The organism is Haloarcula sp. CBA1115 (genome assembly GCF_000827835.1).
GTDB lineage: Archaea > Halobacteriota > Halobacteria > Halobacteriales > Haloarculaceae > Haloarcula > Haloarcula hispanica.
The window spans coordinates 1,072,105-1,096,449 of sequence record NZ_CP010529.1; the positions used below are offsets into that span (position 1 = coordinate 1,072,105).

The window sequence follows — 24,345 nt, forward strand, 5'->3', positions numbered from 1 at the left end:
ACATATCTTACCCTCCGAGGGATGTGTTCATGTCTCAAGATGCAGATGCCAGCGGAACGCCGACAGTATCGCGACGACGGATGCTTCAGACTACGGGTGCCGCCACACTGGCCGCACTCGCCGGCTGTAACACCGGTACCAACGACGGAGCCAGTAGCGGAGGCGGCGGTGGGGCTCCCGACCCGGTCCGTGAGCGCGTCGACGTCGATGTCGACGAGATTCAGGACGGGGGGACCCTCCGGTTCGGCCTCGGTGCCGGAATCGACTCCTTTGACCCGTCCTACAGCACCAATGCGCCGTCCGGGAACGTCCACGGCCTCGTCTACGAGAGTATCATCACACAGGACGCCGCAGGCACCGTCTATCCCTGGCTAGCGAAGTCCTGGGAACGGGTGGACGTACAGGAAGTCGAGGACGGAGCCTACGAACCGTACATGGTGTCGGCTGATACGGACGACGACGGGAACCTCGTCGACGACGACCAGATACTCATCCGGAATCAGGAGGCCGGTGAAGTTCTGACTGTCAACGAGGCCCCGACGCCGTCGAAGACGGTACCTACGGCATCAAGTACCAGGCCAAACTCCACGAGGGCGTCAAATTCCACAACGGCGAGGAGATGACCGCCGAGAACGTCGCCCGGTCCTACGAGGTCGTCGAGAACTCCTCGATTTCGGCCCAGACGTTCGACTCGTTCCTCTACGCCGAGGTTGTTGATGACTATACGGTCAACATCTACGGGCAAGAGCCCGATGCGGAAGCCGACAACCAGCTCCCGGTCGACGTGTACCCGATGGAGCACATCGAGGAGTACCCAGACACGGGCGCGGACCCGCGCAACGACCACACCCCCATCGGGACGGGACCGTACCAGTTCGAATCCTACGAGACCGAGGAACGCGCCGAGTTCAGTTCCTTCGACGACTACTGGCTCGACGACCTCGGCCTCGACGCGCTGGAGTGGTGGGACGGCCCGGACGGCTTCCCGACGAGTCCGGTCGTCGACGAAGTCGTGGTCGCCATCGTGCAGGACAACGCGACCCGTGCCGCGGCGCTCAACAACGGCGAGATCGACCTCACCTACGGGCTCAACACCGGCACGTACGGCGAGTACCGGAGTGCCGAGGACTTCCGGCTCAGCGTGACTAATGCCGGCGCGTACAACTTCCTCCAGTACCCCGTCACCCAGTCACCGTGGGACGACCCGCGCATCCGCCGGGGCGTCAATCAGCTGATTCCCCGTGCCCAGATCGCCGAGAACATCTACAACGGGTATCGGAATCCGGCCTACACGCCGCTACCTGAAATGGCCGCCAAAGCGGGGACGGTGGACTACGAGGCACTCACCGAGGAACTGCGCCCACAGACCGAGCAGAACACCGAGGCGGCGACCGAACTGCTGCAGGAGGCCGTCGACGACCTCGGCGTCGAGACGCCAATCGAGGCCACAATCGAGACGAACGCGACGGACGACCGCCTGCGCGAGGCCGAACTCATCGCGCAGGTGCTGAGCAACACGGAGTTTTTCGACATCAGCGTCGAGGACTTCGAGTTCACAACATTCATCCAGCGCATCCTCGGCTCCGAGTACTACCAGCAGGGCAACATCGTCCTCATCGGCCTCTCGGGGACGTTCAACCCCGGCAGTTTCTACGACGCCGTCAACTCCATCGACAACTTCGGCCAGTGCTGTAACTTCAACCGGATTGACACGCCGGAACTGGACGAAATCGCGACGGAGGCACGGTTCTCCGTCGAGGCCGTCGAAGACTCACAGTTCCGGGGCGAGCAGTACGACAAGGTGTGGCAGGGACTTATCGAGCAGGCCCCGAACAGCTACACTGTCTTCGGGACAAACGTGACGGCGCTGTCGACGGAGTACGTCGGCTACAACACGTACACGTTCTCCAGCAGCATCCTGCCCTACGGCCTCCACGCCCCAGAAGACCAGCAGGTCGCCTATCTGAACCGGGAGTAACCCATGGGCCTCAGACGCTTCATCGCAGTCCGGGTGCTCACGACCATCCCGATACTGTTCGGAGTCTCGGTGTTCACCTTCGCGATGGTCCACCTGACGCCAGGGGACCCGATCGACCAGTTAGTGGCGCTAAACCCCCAGATTTCGGCCGCCGAGGAGGCGGCGATACGCGCCAGATACGGGCTCGACGGCCCGGTGTGGCAGCAGTACTTCACCTGGATAACCAACGTCCTCCAGGGCGATTTCGGGACGGTCATCAACGTCGACCAGCCGGTCGGTCCGTACATTATGGACCGGTTACCACAGACTATCGCACTGGGCCTGTTCGGCTGGGTTATTGCCCTGCTCATCGCGATTCCGACCGGCATCTACGCCGCCGTGAACAAGGACACGCTGGGCGACGACCTCTCGCGGGTGTTCGCGCTGTCGGGCATCTCGCTGCCGAACTTCTGGCTCGGCCTGATGCTCATCCTCGTGTTCGCGCTCTGGCTCGACCTCTGGCCGGTGCTGGCTCCGAACAAACCGCTGTTCTCGCCGGCAATGCTGAAGTATCTCGTCCTCCCGGGCGTCACCATCGGGACGGCGTCGTCGGCCACGCTGATGCGGGTGATGCGGTCGTCGATGGCCGAGGAGATGAACAAGGAGTACGTCACGGCGGCCCGGGCGAAGGGGCTGCCCGAGCGGACGGTCGTGTTGAAACACGTCCTGCGGAACTCGCTCATCTCGGTGACCACTATCGCCGCGTTCCTGACGGCGAGTATCTTCGCCGGCGCTGTCGTCGTCGAATCGGTGTTCGCCTGGCCCGGTCTGGGGCGAGCCTTCGTCAAGGCGATCTCCGGCCGCGAAGTCGACCTCATCATGGCGATCACGCTGTTTACCGGTGTGACGATCATCCTGGCGAACCTGCTCGCAGACATTGTGTACGCGCTGTTAGACCCACGAATTCGCTACGACTGACCAATGAGTACTGAACGAGGACGCATACGCATAACGGGGTTCGACGCCGACCGCGTCGAGTCCCGCGAACCGCTATCCGACTGGACAGAGGAACGAGACACCGAAACCGAGAGTCGCTGGGAGCGCGCCTGGGGCGAGTTCCGTGACAACCGAAGCGCGATGCTCGGGCTCTATATTGTTGCCCTGATGGGAATCCTGGCTGTATTCGCACGCCCAGTGACAATCGCGGGCGTGACAGTCCAGCCCTTCTCGCTGGCCCCCTACGACCCGAGCGCGATTCTGTACGTGCAGGGTCTCGACGTGAGCGCGTACGAGGCCCCGTCGCTGGCCCATCCGTTCGGCACCGACGGCTCCGCCCGGGACGTGTTCTCCCGCGTGCTGTACGGCGGTCGGTTCAGCCTCTCGATTGGCTTCATCGTGGTCTCGATTACCGCCGCCATCGGGCTGGTGTACGGTGCCATTGCGGGCTACTACGGCGGCCGGATCGACGAAGTGATGATGCGGCTGCTCGACCTCATCTTCGCGTTCCCCGGCCTCCTGTTGGCGTTGATTATCGTCGCCGTGCTCGGCAAGGGGTACTGGGAGCTGGTGCTCGCGTTCACCGTGTTCGGCTGGGCCGGCTACGCCCGACTGATACGCGGTGAGATACTGAAGGTCAAGGAAAACGAGTACGTCATGGCCGCGAAGGCGCTGGGCGCGCGTGACCGTCGCGTCATCTTCAGACACGTCGTCCCCAACGCTATCGCGCCGCTGGTCGTTCAGGCCTCGCTCTCCATCGGGACGGTCGTCATCGGCGTGGCGGCGCTTGGCTTCCTCGGCCTCGGCCTCCCGCCCGGGTCCGCCGAGTGGGGGACGATGCTGGACGCAACCCGCGAGACCATCGTCCAGGGACCCGGCGGGACGATTCCCTGGTGGGTCACCGTGTTCCCCGGCGGCGCGATCTTCCTGTTCGTGATGTCGATGAACCTCATCGGTGACGGCATCAACGACGCGCTCAACGCGCAGGAAGGTACTGACGTAGCCACTGGAGGCGAGGTCTGATGTCACTGCTGGAAGTCGAAGACCTCACGGTGAACTTCTACACCGAGGAAGGCGTCGTCACCGCCGTCGACGACCTCTCCTTTCGCATCGACCGCGGCGAGAAGTTCGGCGTCGTCGGCGAGAGCGGCGCGGGCAAGAGCGTCACCGCGCTGTCAGTGATGCGCCTCATCGAGGAACCGGGCCGTATCGAGAGCGGGACGATCCGCTTTGACGGCCAGGACCTCATGGAACTGTCCGACTCAGCGGTGCGGGACGTGCGGGGCAACGACATCGCGATGATATTCCAGGACGCCCAGACCGCGCTGAACCCGGTGTACACCGTCGGTGAGCAGATTTCCGAGGCCATCCGGCACCACCTCGACTACAGCGACGCGGAGGCCCGGGACCGCACGATCCGGCTGCTCGACGACGTTGGCATCCCGGAGCCGGAAGCCAGATACGACGACTACCCCCACGAGTTCTCCGGCGGGATGCAACAGCGGGCCATCATCGCGATGGCGCTGTCCTGTGACCCCGAACTCCTCATCGCCGACGAGCCGACGACGGCGCTGGACGTGACCATCGAGGCGAAGATCCTGGACCGCCTCGACCGCCTCGCCGACGAATACGACACGGCCATTCAGCTCATCACCCACGACCTCGGCGTCATCGCGGAGATGTGCGACCGGGTGATGGTGATGTACGCCGGCCGCGCTGTCGAGAACGCCCCTGTCGAGGAGCTGTACTACGACCCGAAACACCCCTACACCGTCGGGCTGATGAGCGCCATCCCACGCATCGGCGACCGGCAGGACCGGCTCCAGACGATTCCCGGGACGATGCCGGACCTCGTTGAGGTCCCCTCTGGCTGTAGCTTCCACCCGCGCTGTCCCTTCGCCGAGGAAGCCTGTACGCGCAAACAGCCGCCGCTCGTCGACCCCGAAACCGGCGACGGTGTCGGTCTGTCCGACCGCTCGGCGGCCTGTCTGGCCTACACCGGGGACCTCGATAGCGAACTGGACTACGAAGTCGAAGTGAAAGGGGGCCGGGGGAGTCCGCCCGACGATACCCAGCCCGACCCCCGCGGCGGGCGCACGGACACGGAACCACTCCAGGCCGACTCCGACCCGGTCGGTCTCGACACCGACCTGTTAGACCGCGATGGCCCAGACGACTCGGGAGGGCAACAGGATGGCTAAGACGGCCGATAGCCCGATCCTGGAGGTCGAGAACCTCACGAAATACTACGAGTCTGGCGGGACCATCGTTGACACCCTGCTGGGCCGGAGTCAGGAGGTGAAAGCCCTGGACGGCGTCGACCTGGAACTCTACCCCGGTGAGACGCTAGGTATCGTCGGCGAGTCCGGCTGTGGCAAGACGACGCTCGCCCAGACGCTGCTGCGGCTCATCGAACCCACGGCCGGCTCAGTCCGCTACAAGGGCGAGGACTTGACGGGGGCTTCTGACGACCGCCTGCGGGCGCTCCGGAAGGACATCCAGTACATCTTCCAAGACCCTTTCGCCAGCCTCAATCCGCGGCTGACGGTCGGCGACATCGTCGGCGAACCGCTGGACATCCACGGGATCGCGGACGGCGAGGAGCGAACCGAGCGTGTCAAAGAGTTGCTTGAGACCGTCGGGCTGAGCCCGCGTCACACACACCGCTACCCCCACGAGTTCTCGGGCGGTCAGCGCCAGCGCATCGGTATCGCCCGCGCGCTCGCCGTCGACCCCGAGGTCATCGTCTGTGACGAACCCGTCTCGGCGCTGGACGTGAGCGTGCAGGCCCAGATTCTGAACCTGCTGGAGGACTTGCAGGACGAATTCGGCCTCTCCTACATCGTCATCGCCCACGACCTCTCTGTCGTCGAGCACATCTCCGACCGCGTGGGCGTCCTGTATCTCGGGGAGTTCGCCGAAGTCGGCCCGACCGAGGACGTGTTCCAGCCGCCGTATCACCCCTACGCCGAGGCGCTGCTGTCGGCCATTCCGGAGCCGGACCCCGGCTGGGAGGGGGACCGTATTTTCCTCTCCGGCGATGTTCCGTCGCCGCTGAACCCCCCGTCGGGCTGTCGGTTCCACACCCGCTGTCCGAAGGTCATCCAGCCCGAAGGCACCGACATGGCCCAGTCCGAGTGGCGGTCACTGATGGACCTGAAACAGCGGCTCCGCAAAGCCGACTCGCTTGAGGCCGTCACCGCCGTGCAAGAGGGCGTCGAGGACGAAGACCTGAGTCAGCTCTCGCGGTCCGCACTCGAAACCCGGGTCCGCGCCGAGTTCGGCCTCCCGGACACGGTCGGCGACCGGGAGGCCGAGGACGTGCTCGCGGCGGCGCTCGACCACCTGCACGACGAGGCCTTCGAGGACGCGCTGGCGGCGATGAACGACGCCTTCAGCTCCCCCTGCGAGCGAACCGACCCCGCGCTGTTCGACGTCGGTGACGACCACCGCATCGCCTGCCTGTTGCACGACGACGAGCGACCGGACACGCCGACGCGGACGGGGTAGCCCCGAGCAACGCTTTTGCGCACGCCAGTCCACAATCCGACAATGCGTCGCATCTACGACTCGGGGGCGCTCCACCGCGACGACGATGAGCCACAGGCACCCACTGAGCGCGGGGCACGGCCACAGGCCGCACGCAGTATCGACGGCGGGGCCTGGAGCGACCGTCTGGTACCGACGTGGCTCCGCTACCGCGCCGTCTCGGTCGACATCGAGGTGCCACAGCGGACGTATCCGGCGGGAACCGAGGTGGCGTTCGTCGTGACGATGCAGAACGCGCTTCCGGTGCCGATAACGCTACCGACGGACTCGCCGCGGCCGTGGACGTGGTACGTCGATGGAGTGCCCGAGGCGTCCCACGTCGATAGCGTGCCCAGCGAGGACGGTAGCCTCCAGTTCGACCGCGACGAACAAAAGCGGTTCAGGCGACAGTGGGACCGGATGTTCCGGGTCAGCGACGACGAGTGGGAGCCCGCACCGGCCGGGGAGTACACCATCGGCGCAGGGCTGAACGTGACCGACGCTGCCGAGCGTGGCCTGTACAGCGAGACGACAGTCAGCATCAGCGATCAGTAGAGACGCGAGCAATCGCGCACCGGGCGATGCGGATCAGGATCCGGGAGGGGTCGGTGCAGGTGTGGGAGTCGGCTCTGCTGGTGTTTCAGTCGGGGTTACAGCTTCCTCGTCCGTCCCGAAGCCGCCATCGAAGGTCTCACCGGCATCCGGGTCGGGTGCTTCACCGTCGAGCAGGAACGAAAGCAGGTTCCCGATGAACACCTCGTTGTCGGCGTCGTATATCTCGGAACTGCGTATGAACGTCGAGTCAGTGACGAACACCATGTTGTCGTTGCGGACGACTGTCGCGTACGTGCCGGTGCGACGCGTCTCCAGCGTCCGGGTGCCATCGGCAGCGGTGAACTTCGTCTCGGCATCGCCGTTTACCACCGCGTAGCCGGCGGTGTCGAAGGTGATCGTCTCGACACCGTTGGTCAGTTCGCCGTCGTCGCTTGGCGACGCATAGATGGCCTTGAAGTTGTTGTCGTTGGCCGAATCATCGACATTGTACAGCTGTTCGGCCCCCATCCGAACGCCGTAGCGCTCGGTGGCGTTGTTGGCGCCGAACGACACCGTCGTCGTCGACTGGGTGAAGCCGGTCGAGAGCCGGGTCTGTGTCGGTTCGGCGAGGACGACGACACGGCCACCGTCGTCCGTGTACTCCTGTAGCGCTTCGCGTTCTTCTTGCGAGTAGCTGCCGAGCGGCTGGACGATGAGCACACCGTCGTACTGGCCCAGTGAATCGGCGAACGAGGCGGTGTCGGACGTGCCGTACTCGACGGTGTGGCCCGCCTCGAACACCGCCTCGGTGATCGGTTCGAGTTCCGATTCGGACACCTGATTGCCGTGGCTCGTGTCGACGAGTATCCGCTTGTCACTCGCCTCGGAGTCGACCGATATCTCCCCTTCTTCGGGGTCGACAGGGGCATTGACGGCGTCGGGCTGGTACTGCGACGGAGACTGGCCGTCGATCGACTGGCCGTCCGGCGGGCCGGATGACCCCGGATTAACGACTGCGAGGAGGAACGTGCCGCCCAGTATCGCCACGAGAACGACGATAAACACGGCGAGCGGCTTGACGATACGGCCCTCAGTCATTGCGGATCACCGTTGCGTTGTTGTCCTCGGCGGGGATTCCCCAGACGGCGTAGTACTTCACCGGTTCCCGGAACATCGTCTCGCTGTCGTCGGGATGGACGAGATAGGTCACGTTGTTCGCGCCCTGCACGGTTTCAGCGCCGGCAGGGACGATGATGGCGTTGAATTGGGCACCGCCGCTTCCCAGATATGTCACGTCGTACCCGTCGCCCTCGATGTCGCCTGAGAGTGCGGCGGCCCGCTCGATGGCCAGTTCGGAGTCACCGATGCGGTCGGCGAAACCGTTCTGGGTTGCCTGTGCGCCGAGGTACGTGCCGCCGTTGGCGACTTCCTCGCGGGAGACGGTCAGTTGCTCGCCCCGGTGACGCATGACCGTCCCGACGAAGGAGCGCTGGAGCACCTCGATATCCTCTCGGAGGCCGTCCTTGCTTATCTGGGCCTTGTCCGGCCCCGAGCGGACGAACGTCTCGCCCTGCTGTTCGGCCTGCTCGATGAGGCTCAGCGGGGCCTGGACGATGACGCCGATACTCCCGACGTTCGAACTCGGCTTGACCACGATCTCGTCGGCCGGAGCGATGCCGTAATAGCCGCCCGAGGCGGCCGTGCCCTCGACGTAGGCGACGACGGGCATCTCGCTGGCGGTCCGGTTCACGGCGAGGTAGAACTCCTCGCTTGAGTCGACCGGCCCGCCGGGGCTGTCGACCCGGAGGACGACTGCCTCGATTGAGCCGTTGTTCCGTGCTTCGCGGAGGTCCTGCTTGACGGCGTTGACGTTAGCGTCGGTTGTGCCGCCGCGAAGGGTGACGACGGCGACGCTCGGATCGTCGTCGCCACCGCTTGGCACGCCGTTCCAGATGACCGGCGCGAATATCGCGGCGACGACGAGGGCGAGCGTGACTGCGATCACGTACGACGCCGTCATCGCCGAGAACAGTTGTTCTCTCCCAAACATCTATACATCCCGTTCGGACTGCGGGAGTAATAAACCCCGGTCGGCGTCCCCTGTTGCGGTCTGCCGCACTGGACAGGCTGAGAGAGCAGCGACCAACGGTTATTGGGCTCCGGGTCGTGCAACCGGTATGGAAACCCGAGCACTGGGCGACACTGGGCAGGAGAGCACGGTGCTGACGTTCGGCTCGATAGCACTCAACTGGCTCGAACAGGAAGGGGCGAACCAGCTGGTCGAACTCGTGCTGGACCACGGCGTCAACCACTTCGACGTCGCGCCGACCTACGGCGACGCGGAGCTGAAACTGGGGCCGAAGCTCCGCCAGCACCGCGAGGAGATTTTCCTGGGCTGCAAGACCCAGGAGCGCGGGTACGAGGACGCGGCCCGGAAAATCGACCGGTCGCTGGACCGCCTGGGCATCGACACTATCGACCTCTACCAGATTCACGGCCTGGAGTACGAGGACGAACTGGACACCATCACCGCCGACGACGGCGCGCTGGCGGCGATACGCGAGGCAAAAGCGGACGGGAAAATCAACCATATCGGGCTGACGAGCCACGGTAATCCCGAACTCATCCTCGACGCCATCGACCGCATCGACGACCTGGAGACGGTGATGTTCCCACTGAACCCCGTCGTCGCCGGGAAAGATGACGACGAGTACGACTACGAGGCCGTCCTGGACCGCTGCGAGGCGGAGGGCATCGGCACGCTGGGAATCAAGGCCTTCGCGAAGGGGTCGTGGCCGCCGACCGACGAACTGGCCGAGGCCGACCGCCCGTACGCGAACTGGTACGAGCCGGTCGACACGCCGGAAGTCATCCGTGAACGGTTCGACTTCGCCGCCGCCCAGGGGCTCGATACCGTCGTCAGCCCCGGCGACCCGAAGCTCGTGGCGATGGTGCTCGACGCCGCCAGCCGCTCGGAGGGAATGGACGGGGCCCGCCAGCGTGCGCTCGTCGAGGAAGCGCGCCACGACGACAGCCCGGTGCCCGAGCAACTGCACCACTGAGCGTGGACGGCGTTCCGGAGACGGTGACGGCCGCCCTCGCCGACCGGCAGGTCGAAGGCCAGGTCTGTCTTGAGGCGGGGGCCGGCGTCGGGAACACGACGGCCGGACTGCTGGCCGCGGGCGCGAAGCGGGTGTACGCGGTGACGAACGACGCCGATCACGCCGCGACGGTCCGCGAGCGCGTCGGCGACGGGAACGCCGACCGGCTTGTCGTCGTCGAGGCCGACCTCCGGGCGACGCCACTCGTGACGGATAGCGTCGACCTCGTCACCGCCCACGGACTCTGTAACGTCCTGCCACCGACTGCACTGGACGCCGTCGCGGCCGAACTGACGCGGGTCGCAAAACCCGGTGGCCACCTCGTTGTCGACGACTACGCGGTGCCGCCCGCCGATGCGTCTGTCAACCGACTGTTCGCGCTGGAAAACGCCGCTGCCAGAGCCGTCGACGGCCGGCCGGCGCTGACGTTCTACCCGCCCGCTGTGCTGGCCGCGGTGTTCGCCGACCACGGTTGGACTGTCGAGCGAAAGAAGACCTTGCTGGACCCGGTACCCTGGACCGAGGCGCATTTGGACGCCCACGCGGAGGTGGTGCGTGGGTACGCTGACGACCTTCCAGACGTAGTTGGGGGACCGCTGGCCGCGATGGCCGACGACATAGCTGCTGCTATCGGCTCCGAGCGAACCGGGACGATGTACAGTCTCGCGTTCCGGCTAGCGGAGTGATGAGTTGCTTGTATATTTCGTGACGAGAGTTCGAACAGCCAGAAAGCCCCGAGACGCTGGGCTACTGTGACTCGCTGCGCTCCTCACTACGTTGCGGTGCTTCCGTCGTCTCGTACGCCCAGCGTCTCGCCCCTTTCAGTCCCACCTGTGGCCGGTTGGTCAATCCAGGCTGGGTGGGACTGAAAGGGGCGGCTGGCTGAACGACGGCGGACGACGCAAGCACTGCAACGAACGTAGTGAGTGAAGCGCGCAGCGAGGTCGTTCGAGAGAGCTTTGCTCTCTCGTGATGACGAAAGACGCGACGCGTCTTTCGAACCACCCCCAAGTTCAGCCAGCCGGGGCTTTCTGGCTGTTAGATAATACACTCACTCAAGAAACGAAAAGAGACACAGATTTTCCTAGCAACCGAACGGCTAAGGAAGCGCCGGCCCACGGACAAATATGACGCTCAACCGCCTGTCCGAGTTCGACGCCGAACCGGAAGAGGGTGAAGTCATCGACGGGGAACTGGCAGTGACCGACGACGTGCTGGTGAAGGCGTTCGCGCTGGGGCCGGACGCGACAATCGACCCGCACGAACACGACGACGCGACGAACGTGTTCCACGTCGTCCGTGGCGAGGTGACGGTCCAGCAGGAGGATAGAGAGGAAGCCATCGCCGCGCCGGGGGTCGTGCTGAACGAGCGGGGGCAGGCCCACGGCGCGCACAATCACACCGATGGCGTCGTCGTGCTGACCGCGAGCCTCTGTCCCTTGCCGGGACAGTAAGGGGCTGCCGTCGGAATAACAGAACTGACCGGCCGTTTCCGCACCACGCTTATCGGTGTTGTAGTTCACTGACAAGACATGGCCGAACCACTGCCGACGAACGGACTCCGCAAAACGGTCGATAGCGGCGGCGTCGCGCTGGGCGTCCTCGACAACACATACAGCCCGACGCTGGTAGAGTTCTACGGGGACCTCGGCGTCGACTTCGTCTGGCTCGACTTCGAACACGGCGGGCCGGACCCGTGGGACGCGGCGACCGTCGAGAATCTGCTGCGGGCGGCCGACGGCACCGGGACGGAGCTACTGGTCCGCCTGCCGGATACGGCTCCGACGCTGGTGCGGAAGGCGCTGGACCTTGGGGTCAAGAACGTCTTCCTGCCGCGGGTCGAAACCGCCGACGAAGTCAGGGAAGCCGTCAAATCAGGGCGGTTCCGGTACGACGGCGACCCGGGCGACAGGGGACTGGCCGCGCCCCGAGCGCGTCGCTGGGGCCTGGGCGAGAACTACATCGAGGCCTCGGACGCGGAGACGCTGGTCGGAACCACAATCGAGACGAAGGCGGCGGTGGAGAACATCGACGCGATTCTGGACGTGCCCGATCTCGGCTTCGTGTTCATCGGCCCGTTCGACCTCTCGGTGTCGCTCGGTCATCCGGGCGAAATCGAGCATCCGGAGGTACAGGAGGCGGTGGAGACGGTCCGCTCGGCGGCGGTGGAAGCGGACGTCACCGTCGGCGGCCTCGGGTTCGGGATGGACGACGTGAACGAGAAGGCCCAGTCGGGGTACCAGATACTGCACGTCGGGAGTACGACCGGCGCGGTACAGAACGCTGTGCGCGGATGGCTGGACGATTTCGAAGGGGACCGAAGCTAGGAGAACAAAGGGATAGCGGCCGAATCAGGCGCTCGCACCGGATTCAGCGCCGCTCGTCGCGTCGACGGCGCTGTCGTCGAGTTCCGCTTCGGCTTCCAGCAGTTCGCGGTAGCGCTCGCGGATGGTCACAGTGCTGATGTCCGTGGCCTCGCTGACGGTCTCCTGGGTCATCTCCTCGCCGAGCAGCAGGCCGGCGGCGTAGATGGCCGCGGCGGCGAGGCCGACGGGGCTCTTGCCGCTGTGGACGTTCGCTTCCTTCCCCGCCTCGATGAGGGCGCGGGCCTGGCGTTCGAGGGCGTCGTCGGCGTCGAGTTCCGAGATGAACTTGCTGAGGTAGGTCGCGGGGTCCGGCGGGCCGACCTGCAGCGAGAGTTCGCGGTTGAGATAGCGGTACGCGCGGGTGAACTCCATCTCGTCGACGCGGCTGACGACGGCCATGTCGTCGAGCGTTTGCGGGAGGTTCGACTGTCTGATTGCGGCGTACAGCGCGGCAGTCGCCATCCCTTCGATGGAGCGACCGGGCAACATTCCCTCGTCGAGGGCACGGCGGTAGATGACGCTGGCCGTCTCGCGGGCGCTCTCGGGGACGCCGAGAGCGCTCCCCATCCGGTCGATCTCGCCCAGCGCCTGCTTGAGGTTGCGCTCGGCGTGGTCGCGGGTGCGGAACCGCTCGTCCCAGGTCCGCAGGCGCTGCATCTTCTCGCGCTGGCGCGTCGACAGAGAATTGCCGTAGGCGTCCTTGTTCTGCCAGCCGATGTTGGTCGAGAGGCCCTTGTCGTGTTTCATCTCCGTCGTCGGGGCACCGACGCGGCGCTTGTTGTCGCGCTCCTGGCTGTCGAAGGCGCGCCACTCCGGGCCGTGGTCGATCTCGTCCTCGTCGACGACGAGGCCGCAGGATTCACAGACCGTCTCGCCGCGACTGTCGTCGGTGACGAGGCTTCCGCCACAGTCCGGGCAGGCGTGGCCAGTGCTCGCCTCGGACTCGGCCTGTTCGTCCGCACTTTCATCGCGTTCGTCGGGGGAATAGATGCTGCGTGTCGTCATAGTGTGCCTCTGCGAGCGCGTGGGACGCCCGCGGTCGTACCCAATTATAGGGGTGCATCCCCCATGACGACTCGTTTGGCATATGCCGAAATCCCGATAAGCGATAGATAACTGTCACGTTCGCGCGCCACAGCGCACGACGCCCCTCCGCTGTCATCCTGTGCTGACCTGCGACGCGGCAGTATTCAGGTAGTGCAGTTCGGCCCGGTTCCGGATACGATATCGCCGTTTACACGCCCGAGCGGCCGATGCGGAGGCGTCCGCCCTCGGCGACATCTTCGTCGGCCTGAACTGGCCCCATCGACCGCGTGACGAACGACCGGACGATCCACGCTTCGGCCCGCTGGAGGCGGTACTGGAGCGTCGACCGCGACACGTCGAGCGTCTCGGCGAGTTCGGTGAGCGAAGTATCCCGGGGCGTCCGGTAGTAGCCGTGTTCGACGGCGGCCTCGACGGCGGCCTGTTGCTCCGGCGGGAGCTCCGCCAGCGTCACGGCCTCGTCGACCCAGTACGAGGGCGAGCTAAGCTGCCGGAACTCGACGGTGAGCCCCTCGCGGAGCTCGGATTCCATCTCCTCGAACAGTCCGTCGACGCCGGCGTCGCTGCACAGGAGCAGCCGCCACTCACACCGGCTCCCGCGGCGTTCGGTCTCGACGAGGACACCGCGGCCGACGTGGTCGATGGCCAGCCGCGGAATCGAGTGACAGTCACCGGCTTCGGACCGGTAGCTGTACACCGTCCGGACCCCGGGGTCCGACCCGATGACCTCGTACGTCCAGTCGGTCTTGCAGTTCCGCGTCCCGATGCACTCGGTACATTGGACTGGGTTGTCGTACACGTCGTCAAGCTGTTCGAGGGCGGTCTCCGGGCCGGCGACCCGTTCGAGCCGCCACATCCCGTCTCGTGTGACGTTACACGCGATAGTCCGGGAGTGCGTCTCCGGGTAGTCGATGAACACGTCCATCACAGGGTCGACGTTCCGCTCGTAGTCGATAGTGAAGATGAACTCTCGCATATACCTCCCGTTGCGTGCCAAGCCGTTTATACGCACTGTCTCATTCGGCGTATGCCAAACAAGCTGTAATTGGTACGGGAGGCCACCGATAGAGTATGTCGTGTCCTGTCTCCGCATCTACTGGCGAATCGTCCGGCGGACCGGCCGCCGGCGGCACGCCGGACGAGCCCTCATCGCGTATTCGCAGATATGAACTGCCGACGCACAACTGGCGACACACCGTCATCTACGGAGTCGTGTTCTGGGCGGTCGTGGCCGCTGCGTGGCTCGCCGTCCCGGCCGGCCACCCCTTCCAGTTGGGCGTCACGCTTTCGGGACTGTTTGCGGCCCCGCTGTTGCCGGTCGCGCTCTGCTGTGATTACCGGCAGGCCAGGCGCGTCGGCACATGTGACCCCGGGCTTCGCGCGTATCTCTCGAATCTCGTCAGAGATATCAAGACAGCAGTCACGGGTCAGAGCGCCCTCGGCGACCAGCGTCGGGAGTTCATCCGCTGCTGAGCGCGGTCACACCACTCGCCGACAACCGTTTCGACGGTCTTAGCGGTCAACCACGGCCGTATATTTACAGCCAGTCCGTCTCGGGGTCGATCCGGTTCGGTGGCGTCTCACCGGCCAGCGCGGCCTCGACGTTCGCGGCGACGGCGGCGTTGAGATCGTCGCGGGCTTCCTCGGAGTACCAGGCCGCGTGAGGCGTAACGATGCAGTTGTCAAGGCCGACCAGCGGGTGGTCCGCCGTCGGCGGTTCCTCGGCCAGCACGTCAAGGCCGGCGGCCGCAATCGTCCCGTCGTCCAGCGCCGCCCGAAGCGCTCCCTCGTCGACGAGGCCGCCGCGGCCGGTGTTGACGAGGACGGCGTGGTCGCGCATTGCCGCGAGCGCGTCAGCGTCTATCATCTCCGCCGTGCTCTCGGTCAACGGCGCGTGGAGGGAGACGTAGTCGGCCCGCTCGTACAGCGTCTCAAGCGTGACCTTCTCGACATCGGCTTCAGCCATCTCCTCGGCGTCGACGTACGGGTCGTAGGCGATGACGTCGATGTCGAACCCCCGCAGTTGGTCGCGCACTCGTCTCGCGATGGGGCCGAAGGAAACGAGACCGAGCGTCTGGTCGCGGACGCGGTGTACCGGTCGGGTCCGCTCCCAGCCCCACCCGCCGTCGCGAACGTCGCGGTCGTAGGCCGTGAGTGTCCGAACGCAGTCGAGCAGGAGCGTCACCGTGTGGGTCGCGACCTCATCCGTGCAGTACTCGGGGACGTTCGTGACGGCTACGCCGTTGTCCGCTGCCGCGGACACGTCGATGTTGTCGATACCGACGCCCGCTCGCGCGACGATCTGGAGGTCGTCCAGCGCGTCGAGCACCGCGGCGGTGACCGGCGTGTTCACGTCCACAACGAGCGCCGCTGCACCGGCGGCAGCGTCCCGGACCGCGTCCTCGTCGTCTGTCTCCGCGACAACGACATCGGCGTCGAGTGCCGCCCGCAGTCGGTCGACAGCTATCATCGGGTCATCGCTTGCGACCACACGTTCCATACGCGGAGTCATGGACTGGGACGCTAAAACGGGTCGAAGTCGTTCCCATCGAATAGGAATTCGAGGTCCATAATCGATTGAATACAACGAATAAATCAGTTGCTCGTTCGATTCACGCGGTCCGAGCGCTGTGATTTAAGCCACTCGACCGCCAACCCAGCGGTATGCAAATCGAGCTGCGGTTTTTCGCTAACTTCCGGGAAGCCGTCGGACAGAAGACGGTTCAGCGCGAGTACGAGAACGGCCTCCTGGCGGGTGACGTGCTCCGACAGCTCTCCGAGGAGTTCACCGAGATGGACCTGTTCGAGGACGGCGAACTGCGGGAGTACCTGACGATTCTCCGGAACGGAACGGATATTGCCCATCTCGACGGGCTAGAGACCGCGCTGGAGGACGGGGACGAACTCAGCGTGTTCCCGCCAGTCGCCGGGGGGTAGAACGGCCCGGCGGAGCAGGCGGGACTCGAATCAGCAGCAGAAGATGAACGGGAACATCAGCCCGACACGGTCGCCGGCTTCCAGTTCAGTGTCCAGTCCATCGAGGTGTTCGTTGAACTCGCCGTTGACCGCCACTCGCGCGTAGCATCTGGTCTGCTCGCCTTCGGGGTTTTTCGCCCAGTCGCCCGGCAAGTCCGCCATCTCCGGGGCCCAACCCTCGGTGGTGGCGTCGGCTTCGGTCTCCGCGATGAGCATATCGCCCACGTCGTACTCCTGAAAGAACGCGTCGAGGAAGTCACGTAGCGTGTTCCCTTCGAACGTGTATGACAGCGCCGGTTCGCCGACGACCCGGCGGACGTGGCCGGTACACCTGACCTCGACAGTGGTCAGGTCCGGTGCCGACGACTGTCGCTCTACTGTCTCACTGCTCATACGTGTGTTATGACCCGCCGACACAAATCAGTAGAGACGAACATGTTCGCCCATCGCTGGGGTTTATTGGCCGCGAACTCTGTGTGGCGATATGGACGACATCGAACTGGGGATTCCGGCCGGAATCGTCGACTCGCTACCGCCGGACAGCGAGGACACGAAACGCGACATGGAACAGGCCGTCGGTGGCTGGGAGCGGGAGCTCAACGCCGCGCTCAATACCGAAGAGCCGGCCAGCGCCGTCGTCGACCACATCGAGCAGTTCGAGAGCCGGTGGGAGGCCTACGACGAGTACGTTGTCGAACTTCGGGCATGGGGTCAGTCACCCATCTACGCGATGGCCTGGCGCGACCTCCACGCCGCCGTCATCGCCCAGATTTACGACCACGAGGACTTAGACGAGCGAATCAATCGCGAGCGCAACGCCCGCATCGTCGACGACGGTATCCGGCCGGGATAGAGTGTATCCGTCCGGGGTAGGCCGTCGCCGTCCGGGAGAGGTGGAGCCATCCGGGATAGCGCGGGTGTGGCAAACGAGCGCCGGACCGCCGATAAGTTTAGACGACCGCACCCGTAACGACCACGTAATGGAGCGTGAACGGAGTTTTCGCGGCATCTCGGCACGGGCTGCTATCGGCTATCTGGAGAACCTGGGCGGCGAGCAACGCGGCGACGCGACCGTCGAAGGTGACGGCTGGGCAGCAACGCTCTCCGAGGAAAAAGTCGCTATCGGGCCGAGCCTCCAGCTCAACGAGGTGACAATCCAGTTCGACGGCGAGCCGGAGACGCTGGAGCCGCTCATCGAGAAGTTCGCACAGAAAGCGATGCGGGCGGGCGGCTGACCGGGGCGCGATGGCCGACCCGTCGTACCCCATCGAGGGGCAGATTGTCCTGCTGGCCGGCACACAGGCCAGCGTGCCGCTCGACCAGCTCCCTGACCTGCTCGGACGGGTCCAGACGTATCTCCGGGCGAACCGTGCGAGCTACGACAGGAAGTACGAGCGCATCAGCGGCCCCAGAGAGGCCGATTACGTCTGCGCCGAGTCGGGCCGCTGGGACAGTATCGGTACAGAACTCGGGCTGAGCGACCGCGAGCGGGACGCGGTTCGGCGGGCTCACGCCGCCCAGTTCGAGCGCGACGGCCGGCGGCTGGACAGAAGCGAGGAGTTCGAGACGACGCTCGAAATCAGGGACGTGCTGGCGGTCAGCTCCGAACCGTAATCGTCTCCAGCACGCGCTGGGAGAAGTCCGTCTCCGAGAGATCGCCGTTTTCGAGGGCATCGATCCACTCGCTGTCGACTGACCATTCGCCGAGTTCGGTGTCTTCGAGGTCCGTCACCGTCGCCTCGATGTCGACCCCGGACCAGTCATCGGCGTGCAGGTCCCGGAAGACGTTGATGACGCGGCCGATTTCCCGGTGGGGAATAACGGCCGCCTCGTCGGCCGAAATCGACTCGTAGGTGAGCCGGTACGTCTCGCCCTCGTCGTCGAACTCGGTGACGTAAACGCCGTGGCTGGTCAGTCGGGACTCTACCTGGAATTCGAAGTCGTCGATATCTTCCTTGCGCATTAGAGAACTGAAGTGTGTTCGGCTGCCGGGGCTGTCTCAGTCGTCGCTCGGTGCCGCTGCGCCACCGGAGCTGACGCCGGTTCCGGGACCGATGTCGATGCCAAGTTCATCGAGTTTCTCGTCGGGAACGACACCGTTCTCCCAGTCACGCACCTCGTAGTACTCGTCTTTCATCTTCGAGAGTTCCGCGAGTTCGCCCTCGGAACCGCCCTGTGCCGGCATCGCGTGCTCGTCGCCCTCCACGAACCGGTTTGGCAGGTCGTCGTCGGACCCGTCGAAGCCCGCGAGGTTGTTGTAGTACCGTTCGAGGTTGTAGACGCGCTCGCCGGCCTCCATCAGTTCCTCCTCGCTCACGTCCAGCCCAGTCATGCCGTTGTACTGCAGGACGTACTCCTCGATGCCTTCGGCGAAGGCGTTGAACTTGCAGATGTCGAAGGAGTCGCTGATAGCGTGCAGGTCCTGGAAGGTGGCACACAGCTCGCCTTTGCCCTCCCACTCTCGCGGGTCGACCTTCTCCGGGATGCCGAGAATCTCAGCCGCCGGCGTGTAGCCGCGCAGGTGACACGCGCCGCGGTTCGAGGTCGCGTACCCGATTGCCATCCCCTTCATACAGCGCGGGTCGTAAGCCGCCATCGTCTGGCCCTTGACCGCCAGCGAGTTGGTGTGGGCATCGAACTCCTCTGCGAGGTGGTCCGGCCCCTCAGCGAGATGGTCCGCGAGTTCCGTCTCGCGGTGGGCGATCATCTCGATCATGTCGATCATCGTCTCGGCGTCGCCCCAGTCCAGGCCGTCGCCGAGCTCGTCGAACTTGCCCTCCTCGGTCATCTCCATCGCCATCGCCATGGTGTTGCCAACGTCGATGGTGTCGACGCCGACGTCGTTACACCGGTCGAGCATCACGGCGATCTTGTCGCGTTCGACGTGGCCGGAGTTCGGGCCGAGCGCCCACGCGGACTCGTACTCGTAGGACTCCGTGCGGACGTTCATCTCCTCGCCCTTGTGCATCGCCTGCACCTCGACTTCCTTCTTGCAGGCGACCGGACAGGAGTGACAGGTCGGCTCGTCGACCAGGATGTTCTCCCGGACGTTCTCGCCGGAGACGTTCTCCGAATCCATAATGCGCTCGCCGTCGCCTTCGGCGTCCGAGTACGAGCGCGTCGAAGAGTACTTCGCGTTCTTCGTCGGGAGGCCGTCCATCTCTTCGGTGAGGTTCATCAGGACGTTCGTGCCGTACATCGAGAGTCCGCCCTCGTTGGGTGCGGTCACGTCGGACTCCTGGATGACCTGCATCGCCTGCTTGTGACCCTCCTGGAACGTCTCCTGATCCTTCGGCTTGGGCATCCGGGTGCTGGACTTGACGACGACGGCTTTGAGGTTCTTGTTGCCCATCACGCAGCCGGTGCCGCCGCGGCCCGACGCGCGGTCGTCCTCGTTGATGATACAGGCGTACTTGACCTCGTTTTCACCGCCCTGTCCGATGGCCATCACCGAGAGGTTCTTGCCCAGCGAGCCGCCCTCGATCTCGCCTTCGAGGTCGTCGATGGTGTCGTGGACGCCCTGCCCCCAGAGGTGCGAGGCGTCGCGCAGTTCCACTTCGCCGTCTTCAACGAGCGCATACACCGGCTCGTCGGCCTGGCCCTCGAACAGCAGTCCGTCGAAGCCCGACCATTTCAGCCGCGCTCCGGACCAGCCGCCGTGGTGGGAATCAGTGACCGTCCCCGTCAGCGGCGATTTCGTACAGATGGCGATACGGCCGCTCATCGTCACCTGTGTCCCCGTCAGCGGCCCGTTCATGAACGCCAGCAGGTTGTCCGGACCCAGCGGGTCCACGTCCGGTCCCTGATCGAAGACGTACTTCACGCCGAGCCCGCGTGCACCGATGTACTTTTTCGCGTCTTCCTCGTCGATACCTTCGTAGGCTACGTCCCCGTCCCCGAGGTCGATTCGCGCCACATGGTCCTGAAAGCCACCAAGGTCTGTCATGGTAATACATGACCCTCCGGCTGGGAACAACTTAACGGTTTGTGTTGCTAAACCACAGATATCCGACGTTTTCAGCGGTCGCGTCCCTGCGTGAGCGGGTCACATCCGCGAGTCTGGTCCGAACCGTTTAAGACTCCGAACGGCAAACTCCGGGTAACTCGCTGGACGACGGGCACCAGCGGGCACCTGCGTGTGCAGGTCGGGATGTGAGTCGCGCCGAGCGCGACTTGAACCACGCAACGCCCGTGGTGAATACATATGGCACGAAGCGCATATTCGTACATTCGAGACGCCTGGAAGAACCCGGGCGACGGACAGCTCGCAGAACTACAGTGGCAGCGCCAGCAGGAGTGGCGCGACGAAGGGGCCGTCGAGCGCATCGAGCGCCCGACCCGCCTCGACAAGGCCCGCTCGCAGGGCTACAAGGCGAAACAGGGCGTCGTCGTCGCCCGCGTCTCCGTCCGCAAGGGCGGCGCACGCAAGCGCCGACACAAGGCCGGTCGCCGGTCCAAGCGCCAGGGCGTCACGCGCATCACCCGCCGGAAGGACATCCAGCGCGTCGCCGAGGAACGCGCCTCCCGCACCTTCCCGAACCTGCGCGTGCTCAACAGCTACTCCGTCGGTCAGGACGGCCGACAGAAGTGGCACGAAGTCATCCTCATCGACCCGAACCACCCGGCCATCCAGAACGACGACGACCTGTCGTGGATCTGTGCCGACGACCAGGCCGACCGCGTCTTCCGCGGTCTGACCGGTGCCGGCCGCCGCAACCGCGGCCTCAGCGGTAAGGGCAAAGGGAGCGAGAAGACCCGCCCGTCGCTGCGCAGCAACCGCGGCAAGGGCAAGTAACCCACCTTTTTCGGCCTCGGGTACGGAGGTGCACCACTCGGCGCAAAAACGTGGTCCTCGTGAGCGAAGCGAGCGAGGTGGTTCGAGACGGCATTGCCGTCTCGTCATGCCGGAAATCTTCGATTTCCGAGCAGCTCGAAAGACGAGCGAGCAACGCGAGTCTTTCGGTGGCGAAAAAGGCCGAACGCTCGCTCCGCTCGCGCGGATGTCCACCGTGATTTTCGACTTCAGTTCTTCCAGACATCCGGTCCTAGTGCCGTCTAGAGAGGGAGCCGACTACGCCCAGACACCCTGTTCGCGGTCCATGATACTAACGACCACGACGTGGGGGAGTGTGACGACGGCGATAAACACCAGATACAGCGCGACCCACTCCGGAACGGACCCCGGCGGGTTCGGAACCAGGAAGTACAGCCCGCCGAGCAGTGCCAGCGAGACGGCAGTCAGCGGGGCGGCGTCGCGGGCAAACCGCGCCAGGGCAGCTGTCGGGTCGCGGTTTTCGAGCGCGGCAGTGGCGTCGTCGTCGACCAGCAGGAGGCGGGCGACGTGGCGCAGCGAGTGCCACAGACAGAAGTACACGCCGATGGCGAGCACCGGCGGGACGAGGGCGAAGTACGCGAGCAGGCCCAGTGTCTCACCTGCGTCGAGCAGCCACGGCCGGCGGGCATCGGCGCGAGCGAACCCGACGGCCAGCGTCGCCACGACGAGCGCGCCGTAGGCGAGGGCGAGCGCGGTCCGCACGTCGGTCCGGAACGCCCAGCCGATAGCGGCCACGGCGTCGGGCGCGAACAGCGAGACGAGGTCCGTCGCGACGCGGCGGTACCACTCCGGGAACGCGAGCAGCGGGACTAGCATCGGCAGGCCGCCGCGGACGAGGACGGTTCCGATTCGTTGCGGAAGGGTTCGGAGGTGGTCGGCGTCGGCCAGCGCACGCAGCGCGTACAGGTCGCCCTGCCCCCAGTGGAACCACGTCACGGCGATGAAGAGGACGAACGCCGCCGCGGGCGCGAGGAACCAGGCGACGGCGTAGGTTCCGCCGACGACGCCGTAGAGCGCGAACACGCGGGCGATAGCCCGCCAGTCCGGGCGCTTGCCGCGGGTGCGTGCGACCGCGAGGTGGTCGACCGCACCGTGGGGGAGGCCGAGCAGAACGGCACTGACGACCAGCGGGGCGTACTGGAGCGCGGGCGGTATCGAGACCCCGGCGAGGAACGGAGCAACGACGGCGAGGCTGGCGATCCAGCCGGGGACCAGCGCGACCCGGTAGCGAACCGACGGCTCGACGGTGGTGCGGCGGCTCATTCCCATCTGTCCCGAAGCCAGATGTAGAGCACGACTCCCTGCACGACGAACAGCGTCGTCAGGAAGAAGAACACCGCCTCCTCGATGGGCAGGTCGAGCAGGGGAATCGTGTAGCCGGTCGTGTACTGTTTCGAGAGGGTCCAGACGCCGAGTCGGATGGCGACGCTGTCGATACCGCAGAGATAGGCCGCCGGAACCAGTGTCGCGCCGCCGACGGTCCGCCACTCCTTGGCGAGGAACTGCCAGCCGAAGGCCCACTGAATGGCGAGAATCGGCCCGCTCCAGACCAGCAGCGACCCGAGGTACAGTCCCGAGTCGGAGCGCAGGAGCACGAGGCCGGACAGAACGACGACGAGCGCAGCGGCGAGTCCAACGAGCCGCGTCCGCATCGGCGTGGCTAGCTGGCGCTCAGTGTCCACCCGAAACCGGGCCACCCACAGCCCGACCATCGCGGTCTGCAAGACGAAAAAGAGGTACTCGCCGAGGGGAATCGACCAGAACCGCACCAGTACGGCGCCGTCGCCGTACCACCAGACGCCGCGTCGAATGAGCGCGCCGTCCCACGGCGTCGTGTAGACGAGGGCCAGTCCTGCGAGGATTGCCGTCCCCGTGAGTACGTCCCGGCGGCTCCCGAGGCGGTAGGTGGCTGTCAGTGCCAATCCAGCCACGACCGGCACCACGAACAGGGCGTGGAACTGGAGATACGTGAGCGTGGGCAACATTAGTTCAGGTACAACAGGGAGTCAGAAACGATACCCGGTGCGTGGCTGTCATCCACGCCACGCGGGTTGCCCGTGGCCGTGGGCGTCCGTCGGCGTCTCGCCGGGGCCGCGCTCGGAGACAGCGCTCACGGTGTAGAACGTCGCTTCGGGGTCGCCGTTGCGCCGCCAGTGCCACCACGTACGGGCGAGCAACCACAGCCGGCGGCGGCGAGTGAGGTCCGGCGTCTCCGTCAGCACGTCGTAGCCACGGTCACGGATGAGTCGGTGGTGGTCAGCGTACAGGACCGCAGCCAGCAGCACGCCGAACTGGCAGTCCTCCGGGAGGTATCGGATACCGGCCACGCCCTCGCGGTACAGTTCGTCGGTCCGGGCCAGTTCCTCCTGCATCACGGCACGGAAGGCGTCGTCGACCTCGGCGTCGGCCAGTTGCTCCTCGGTGACGCCGTGGCGGTCGAGCGTCTCCTGTGGGAGGTACACCCGGCCGTAGTCGTGGATGTCCTCGCGGACGTCCCGCAGGAAGTTCGAGAGCTGGAACGCTTCGGCCAGCGCCGTCGCGTGGGGCAGGGCCTCCGCCTTCTGTGGCGGGTCCATCACCTCCGTCATCATGTGGCCGACAGCGACGGCGGAGCCGCCCATGTACTCACGGAGGTCCTCGAACGTCTCGTAGCGGGCCTGTGCGATGTCCATCTCCATCGCGTCGATGAAGACGTTGATCGTCTCCTCGGAGATGTCGTGACGCTCGGCCAGGTCCTGAAACGCCGCCATGACCGCCTCGTGGTCGGTCTCGGCCGGGTCGACGTTCCCGAGCGCGGCCTCGCGGATTACCTCCAGTTGCTCGTGCTGGACGGTCGGGGGCGGCCCATCCGTCTGGTCGACGACCTCGTCCGCGACCCGGAAAAAGGCGTACATGACGTAGGTCGGGTGGCGGATACGCTCCGGAAGCAGACGCGTCGCGAGGTGAAACGTCCGGCCGGTCTCCTGCTGTATCGATTTGCTGGTTTGGATGTTATCGGAGTGCATTGAA

28 protein-coding genes are annotated in these 24,345 nt (G+C 65.3%); 17 read left to right on the forward strand and 11 right to left on the reverse strand.

Annotated elements, in window-relative coordinates:
• Positions 1–29 precede the first annotated feature (29 nt).
• The 7 genes from SG26_RS21910 to SG26_RS05195 are packed head-to-tail and all read left to right on the forward strand — an operon-like array spanning position 30 to position 7,036.
• Positions 30–623 carry a hypothetical protein gene (locus SG26_RS21910; RefSeq protein WP_255355544.1) on the forward strand — a complete coding sequence of 198 codons (594 nt, stop codon included), beginning with the start codon at positions 30–32 and terminating at the stop codon, positions 621–623.
• Complete coding sequence (locus SG26_RS05170; protein ID WP_255355545.1) at positions 620–1,978, forward strand: ABC transporter substrate-binding protein; 1,359 nt, start codon at positions 620–622, stop codon at positions 1,976–1,978. The genes SG26_RS21910 and SG26_RS05170 overlap by 4 nt, the downstream gene beginning before the upstream one ends.
• Positions 1,979–1,981: 3 nt before the next feature.
• Positions 1,982–2,935, forward strand: a complete 954-nt coding sequence (locus tag SG26_RS05175; RefSeq protein ID WP_008308066.1) for an ABC transporter permease — start codon at positions 1,982–1,984, stop codon at positions 2,933–2,935.
• A 3-nt stretch (positions 2,936–2,938) separates the two neighbouring features.
• Positions 2,939–3,976, forward strand: coding sequence for an ABC transporter permease (locus tag SG26_RS05180; protein WP_008308064.1), 1,038 nt, complete (start codon positions 2,939–2,941; stop codon positions 3,974–3,976).
• On the forward strand, positions 3,976–5,154 hold the full coding sequence (locus SG26_RS05185) for an ABC transporter ATP-binding protein (protein WP_008308063.1): 1,179 nt from the start codon (positions 3,976–3,978) through the stop codon (positions 5,152–5,154). The genes SG26_RS05180 and SG26_RS05185 overlap by 1 nt, the downstream gene beginning before the upstream one ends.
• Positions 5,147–6,463, forward strand: a complete 1,317-nt coding sequence (locus SG26_RS05190; protein ID WP_044952024.1) for an ABC transporter ATP-binding protein — start codon at positions 5,147–5,149, stop codon at positions 6,461–6,463. Before SG26_RS05185 ends, SG26_RS05190 begins: the two co-directional genes overlap by 8 nt.
• Before the next feature lie 42 nt (positions 6,464–6,505).
• Complete coding sequence (locus tag SG26_RS05195; protein ID WP_050037033.1) at positions 6,506–7,036, forward strand: hypothetical protein; 531 nt, start codon at positions 6,506–6,508, stop codon at positions 7,034–7,036.
• Between the two features lie 33 nt (positions 7,037–7,069).
• Here SG26_RS05195 and SG26_RS05200 read toward each other — a convergent pair whose 3' ends face one another.
• Together SG26_RS05200 and SG26_RS05205 are read right to left on the reverse strand one after the other, a co-directional pair.
• Positions 7,070–8,113 (reverse strand): DUF4350 domain-containing protein, encoded by a 1,044-nt coding sequence (locus SG26_RS05200; protein ID WP_050037034.1) that lies wholly within the window; start codon positions 8,111–8,113, stop codon positions 7,070–7,072.
• On the reverse strand, positions 8,106–9,065 hold the full coding sequence (locus tag SG26_RS05205) for a S49 family peptidase (protein WP_014041222.1): 960 nt from the start codon (positions 9,063–9,065) through the stop codon (positions 8,106–8,108). Before SG26_RS05205 ends, SG26_RS05200 begins: the two co-directional genes overlap by 8 nt.
• Positions 9,066–9,192: 127 nt before the next feature.
• On the opposite strand from SG26_RS05205, the gene SG26_RS05210 reads away from it, so the two are divergent.
• The 4 genes from SG26_RS05210 to SG26_RS05225 all read left to right on the forward strand — a co-directional run bounded on the left by SG26_RS05210 (position 9,193) and on the right by SG26_RS05225 (position 12,443).
• The gene (locus SG26_RS05210) at positions 9,193–10,077 is read left to right on the forward strand and encodes an aldo/keto reductase (protein WP_050037035.1); all 885 of its coding nucleotides are present in this window, start codon (positions 9,193–9,195) and stop codon (positions 10,075–10,077) included.
• Complete coding sequence (locus SG26_RS05215) at positions 10,074–10,802, forward strand: class I SAM-dependent methyltransferase (RefSeq protein WP_175055164.1); 729 nt, start codon at positions 10,074–10,076, stop codon at positions 10,800–10,802. Before SG26_RS05210 ends, SG26_RS05215 begins: the two co-directional genes overlap by 4 nt.
• 441 nt (positions 10,803–11,243) lie before the next feature.
• Positions 11,244–11,570, forward strand: coding sequence for a cupin domain-containing protein (locus SG26_RS05220; RefSeq protein ID WP_014041225.1), 327 nt, complete (start codon positions 11,244–11,246; stop codon positions 11,568–11,570).
• Between the two features lie 78 nt (positions 11,571–11,648).
• Positions 11,649–12,443, forward strand: a complete 795-nt coding sequence (locus SG26_RS05225; RefSeq protein WP_050037037.1) for an HpcH/HpaI aldolase/citrate lyase family protein — start codon at positions 11,649–11,651, stop codon at positions 12,441–12,443.
• Positions 12,444–12,467: 24 nt separating this feature from the next.
• On the opposite strand, the gene SG26_RS05230 is transcribed toward SG26_RS05225, so the two are convergent.
• Together SG26_RS05230 and SG26_RS05235 are read right to left on the reverse strand one after the other, a co-directional pair.
• Positions 12,468–13,487: a transcription initiation factor IIB family protein gene (locus tag SG26_RS05230; RefSeq protein ID WP_050037038.1), complete on the reverse strand. Its 1,020-nt coding sequence runs from the start codon at positions 13,485–13,487 to the stop codon at positions 12,468–12,470.
• 229 nt (positions 13,488–13,716) lie between these two features.
• Positions 13,717–14,502: a helix-turn-helix domain-containing protein gene (locus tag SG26_RS05235; RefSeq protein ID WP_050037039.1), complete on the reverse strand. Its 786-nt coding sequence runs from the start codon at positions 14,500–14,502 to the stop codon at positions 13,717–13,719.
• A 95-nt stretch (positions 14,503–14,597) separates the two neighbouring features.
• Here SG26_RS05235 and SG26_RS05240 point away from each other — a divergent pair, with 95 nt between their 5' ends.
• Entirely contained in the window at positions 14,598–14,999 is a 402-nt protein-coding gene (locus tag SG26_RS05240) for a hypothetical protein (protein ID WP_014041228.1), read from the forward strand.
• A gap of 64 nt (positions 15,000–15,063) precedes the next feature.
• On the opposite strand, the gene SG26_RS05245 is transcribed toward SG26_RS05240, so the two are convergent.
• A complete protein-coding gene (locus tag SG26_RS05245) occupies positions 15,064–16,026 on the reverse strand; it encodes a C-terminal binding protein (protein WP_050037040.1) in 963 nt (320 codons plus the stop codon).
• A gap of 164 nt (positions 16,027–16,190) precedes the next feature.
• Between SG26_RS05245 and SG26_RS05250 the strand changes: the two genes are divergently transcribed.
• Complete coding sequence (locus SG26_RS05250; protein WP_014041230.1) at positions 16,191–16,463, forward strand: ubiquitin-like small modifier protein 1; 273 nt, start codon at positions 16,191–16,193, stop codon at positions 16,461–16,463.
• 30 nt (positions 16,464–16,493) lie between these two features.
• Here SG26_RS05250 and SG26_RS05255 read toward each other — a convergent pair whose 3' ends face one another.
• Positions 16,494–16,895, reverse strand: coding sequence for a MoaD/ThiS family protein (locus SG26_RS05255; RefSeq protein ID WP_014041231.1), 402 nt, complete (start codon positions 16,893–16,895; stop codon positions 16,494–16,496).
• A gap of 91 nt (positions 16,896–16,986) precedes the next feature.
• Between SG26_RS05255 and SG26_RS05260 the strand changes: the two genes are divergently transcribed.
• The 3 genes from SG26_RS05260 (at position 16,987) to SG26_RS05270 (ending at position 18,116) form a co-directional block, all read left to right on the forward strand.
• Positions 16,987–17,355, forward strand: coding sequence for a hypothetical protein (locus tag SG26_RS05260; protein WP_014041232.1), 369 nt, complete (start codon positions 16,987–16,989; stop codon positions 17,353–17,355).
• Positions 17,356–17,482: 127 nt separating this feature from the next.
• Positions 17,483–17,737 (forward strand): hypothetical protein, encoded by a 255-nt coding sequence (locus SG26_RS05265; RefSeq protein ID WP_014041233.1) that lies wholly within the window; start codon positions 17,483–17,485, stop codon positions 17,735–17,737.
• Positions 17,738–17,747: 10 nt separating this feature from the next.
• Entirely contained in the window at positions 17,748–18,116 is a 369-nt protein-coding gene (locus tag SG26_RS05270) for a hypothetical protein (protein ID WP_014041234.1), read from the forward strand.
• Here SG26_RS05270 and SG26_RS05275 read toward each other — a convergent pair.
• Both SG26_RS05275 and SG26_RS05280 read right to left on the reverse strand, forming a co-directional pair.
• On the reverse strand, positions 18,100–18,465 hold the full coding sequence (locus SG26_RS05275) for a hypothetical protein (RefSeq protein ID WP_014041235.1): 366 nt from the start codon (positions 18,463–18,465) through the stop codon (positions 18,100–18,102). The two genes, SG26_RS05270 and SG26_RS05275, sit on opposite strands and share 17 nt — an antisense overlap.
• A gap of 36 nt (positions 18,466–18,501) precedes the next feature.
• The gene (locus tag SG26_RS05280) at positions 18,502–20,448 is read right to left on the reverse strand and encodes an aldehyde ferredoxin oxidoreductase family protein (protein ID WP_050037041.1); all 1,947 of its coding nucleotides are present in this window, start codon (positions 20,446–20,448) and stop codon (positions 18,502–18,504) included.
• Between the two features lie 258 nt (positions 20,449–20,706).
• On the opposite strand from SG26_RS05280, the gene SG26_RS05285 reads away from it, so the two are divergent.
• A complete protein-coding gene (locus SG26_RS05285) occupies positions 20,707–21,297 on the forward strand; it encodes a 50S ribosomal protein L15e (protein ID WP_008308034.1) in 591 nt (196 codons plus the stop codon).
• 276 nt (positions 21,298–21,573) lie between these two features.
• Here SG26_RS05285 and SG26_RS05290 read toward each other — a convergent pair whose 3' ends face one another.
• From SG26_RS05290 to SG26_RS05300, 3 genes are read right to left on the reverse strand one after another with little or no spacing between them, the layout of a single operon-like run.
• Positions 21,574–22,599, reverse strand: a complete 1,026-nt coding sequence (locus SG26_RS05290; RefSeq protein WP_175055144.1) for a Brp/Blh family beta-carotene 15,15'-dioxygenase — start codon at positions 22,597–22,599, stop codon at positions 21,574–21,576.
• Positions 22,596–23,321, reverse strand: coding sequence for a lycopene cyclase domain-containing protein (locus tag SG26_RS05295; RefSeq protein ID WP_050037043.1), 726 nt, complete (start codon positions 23,319–23,321; stop codon positions 22,596–22,598). The genes SG26_RS05290 and SG26_RS05295 overlap by 4 nt, the downstream gene beginning before the upstream one ends.
• A gap of 48 nt (positions 23,322–23,369) precedes the next feature.
• The gene (locus SG26_RS05300) at positions 23,370–24,341 is read right to left on the reverse strand and encodes a phytoene/squalene synthase family protein (RefSeq protein ID WP_008308030.1); all 972 of its coding nucleotides are present in this window, start codon (positions 24,339–24,341) and stop codon (positions 23,370–23,372) included.
• Positions 24,342–24,345 lie beyond the last annotated feature (4 nt).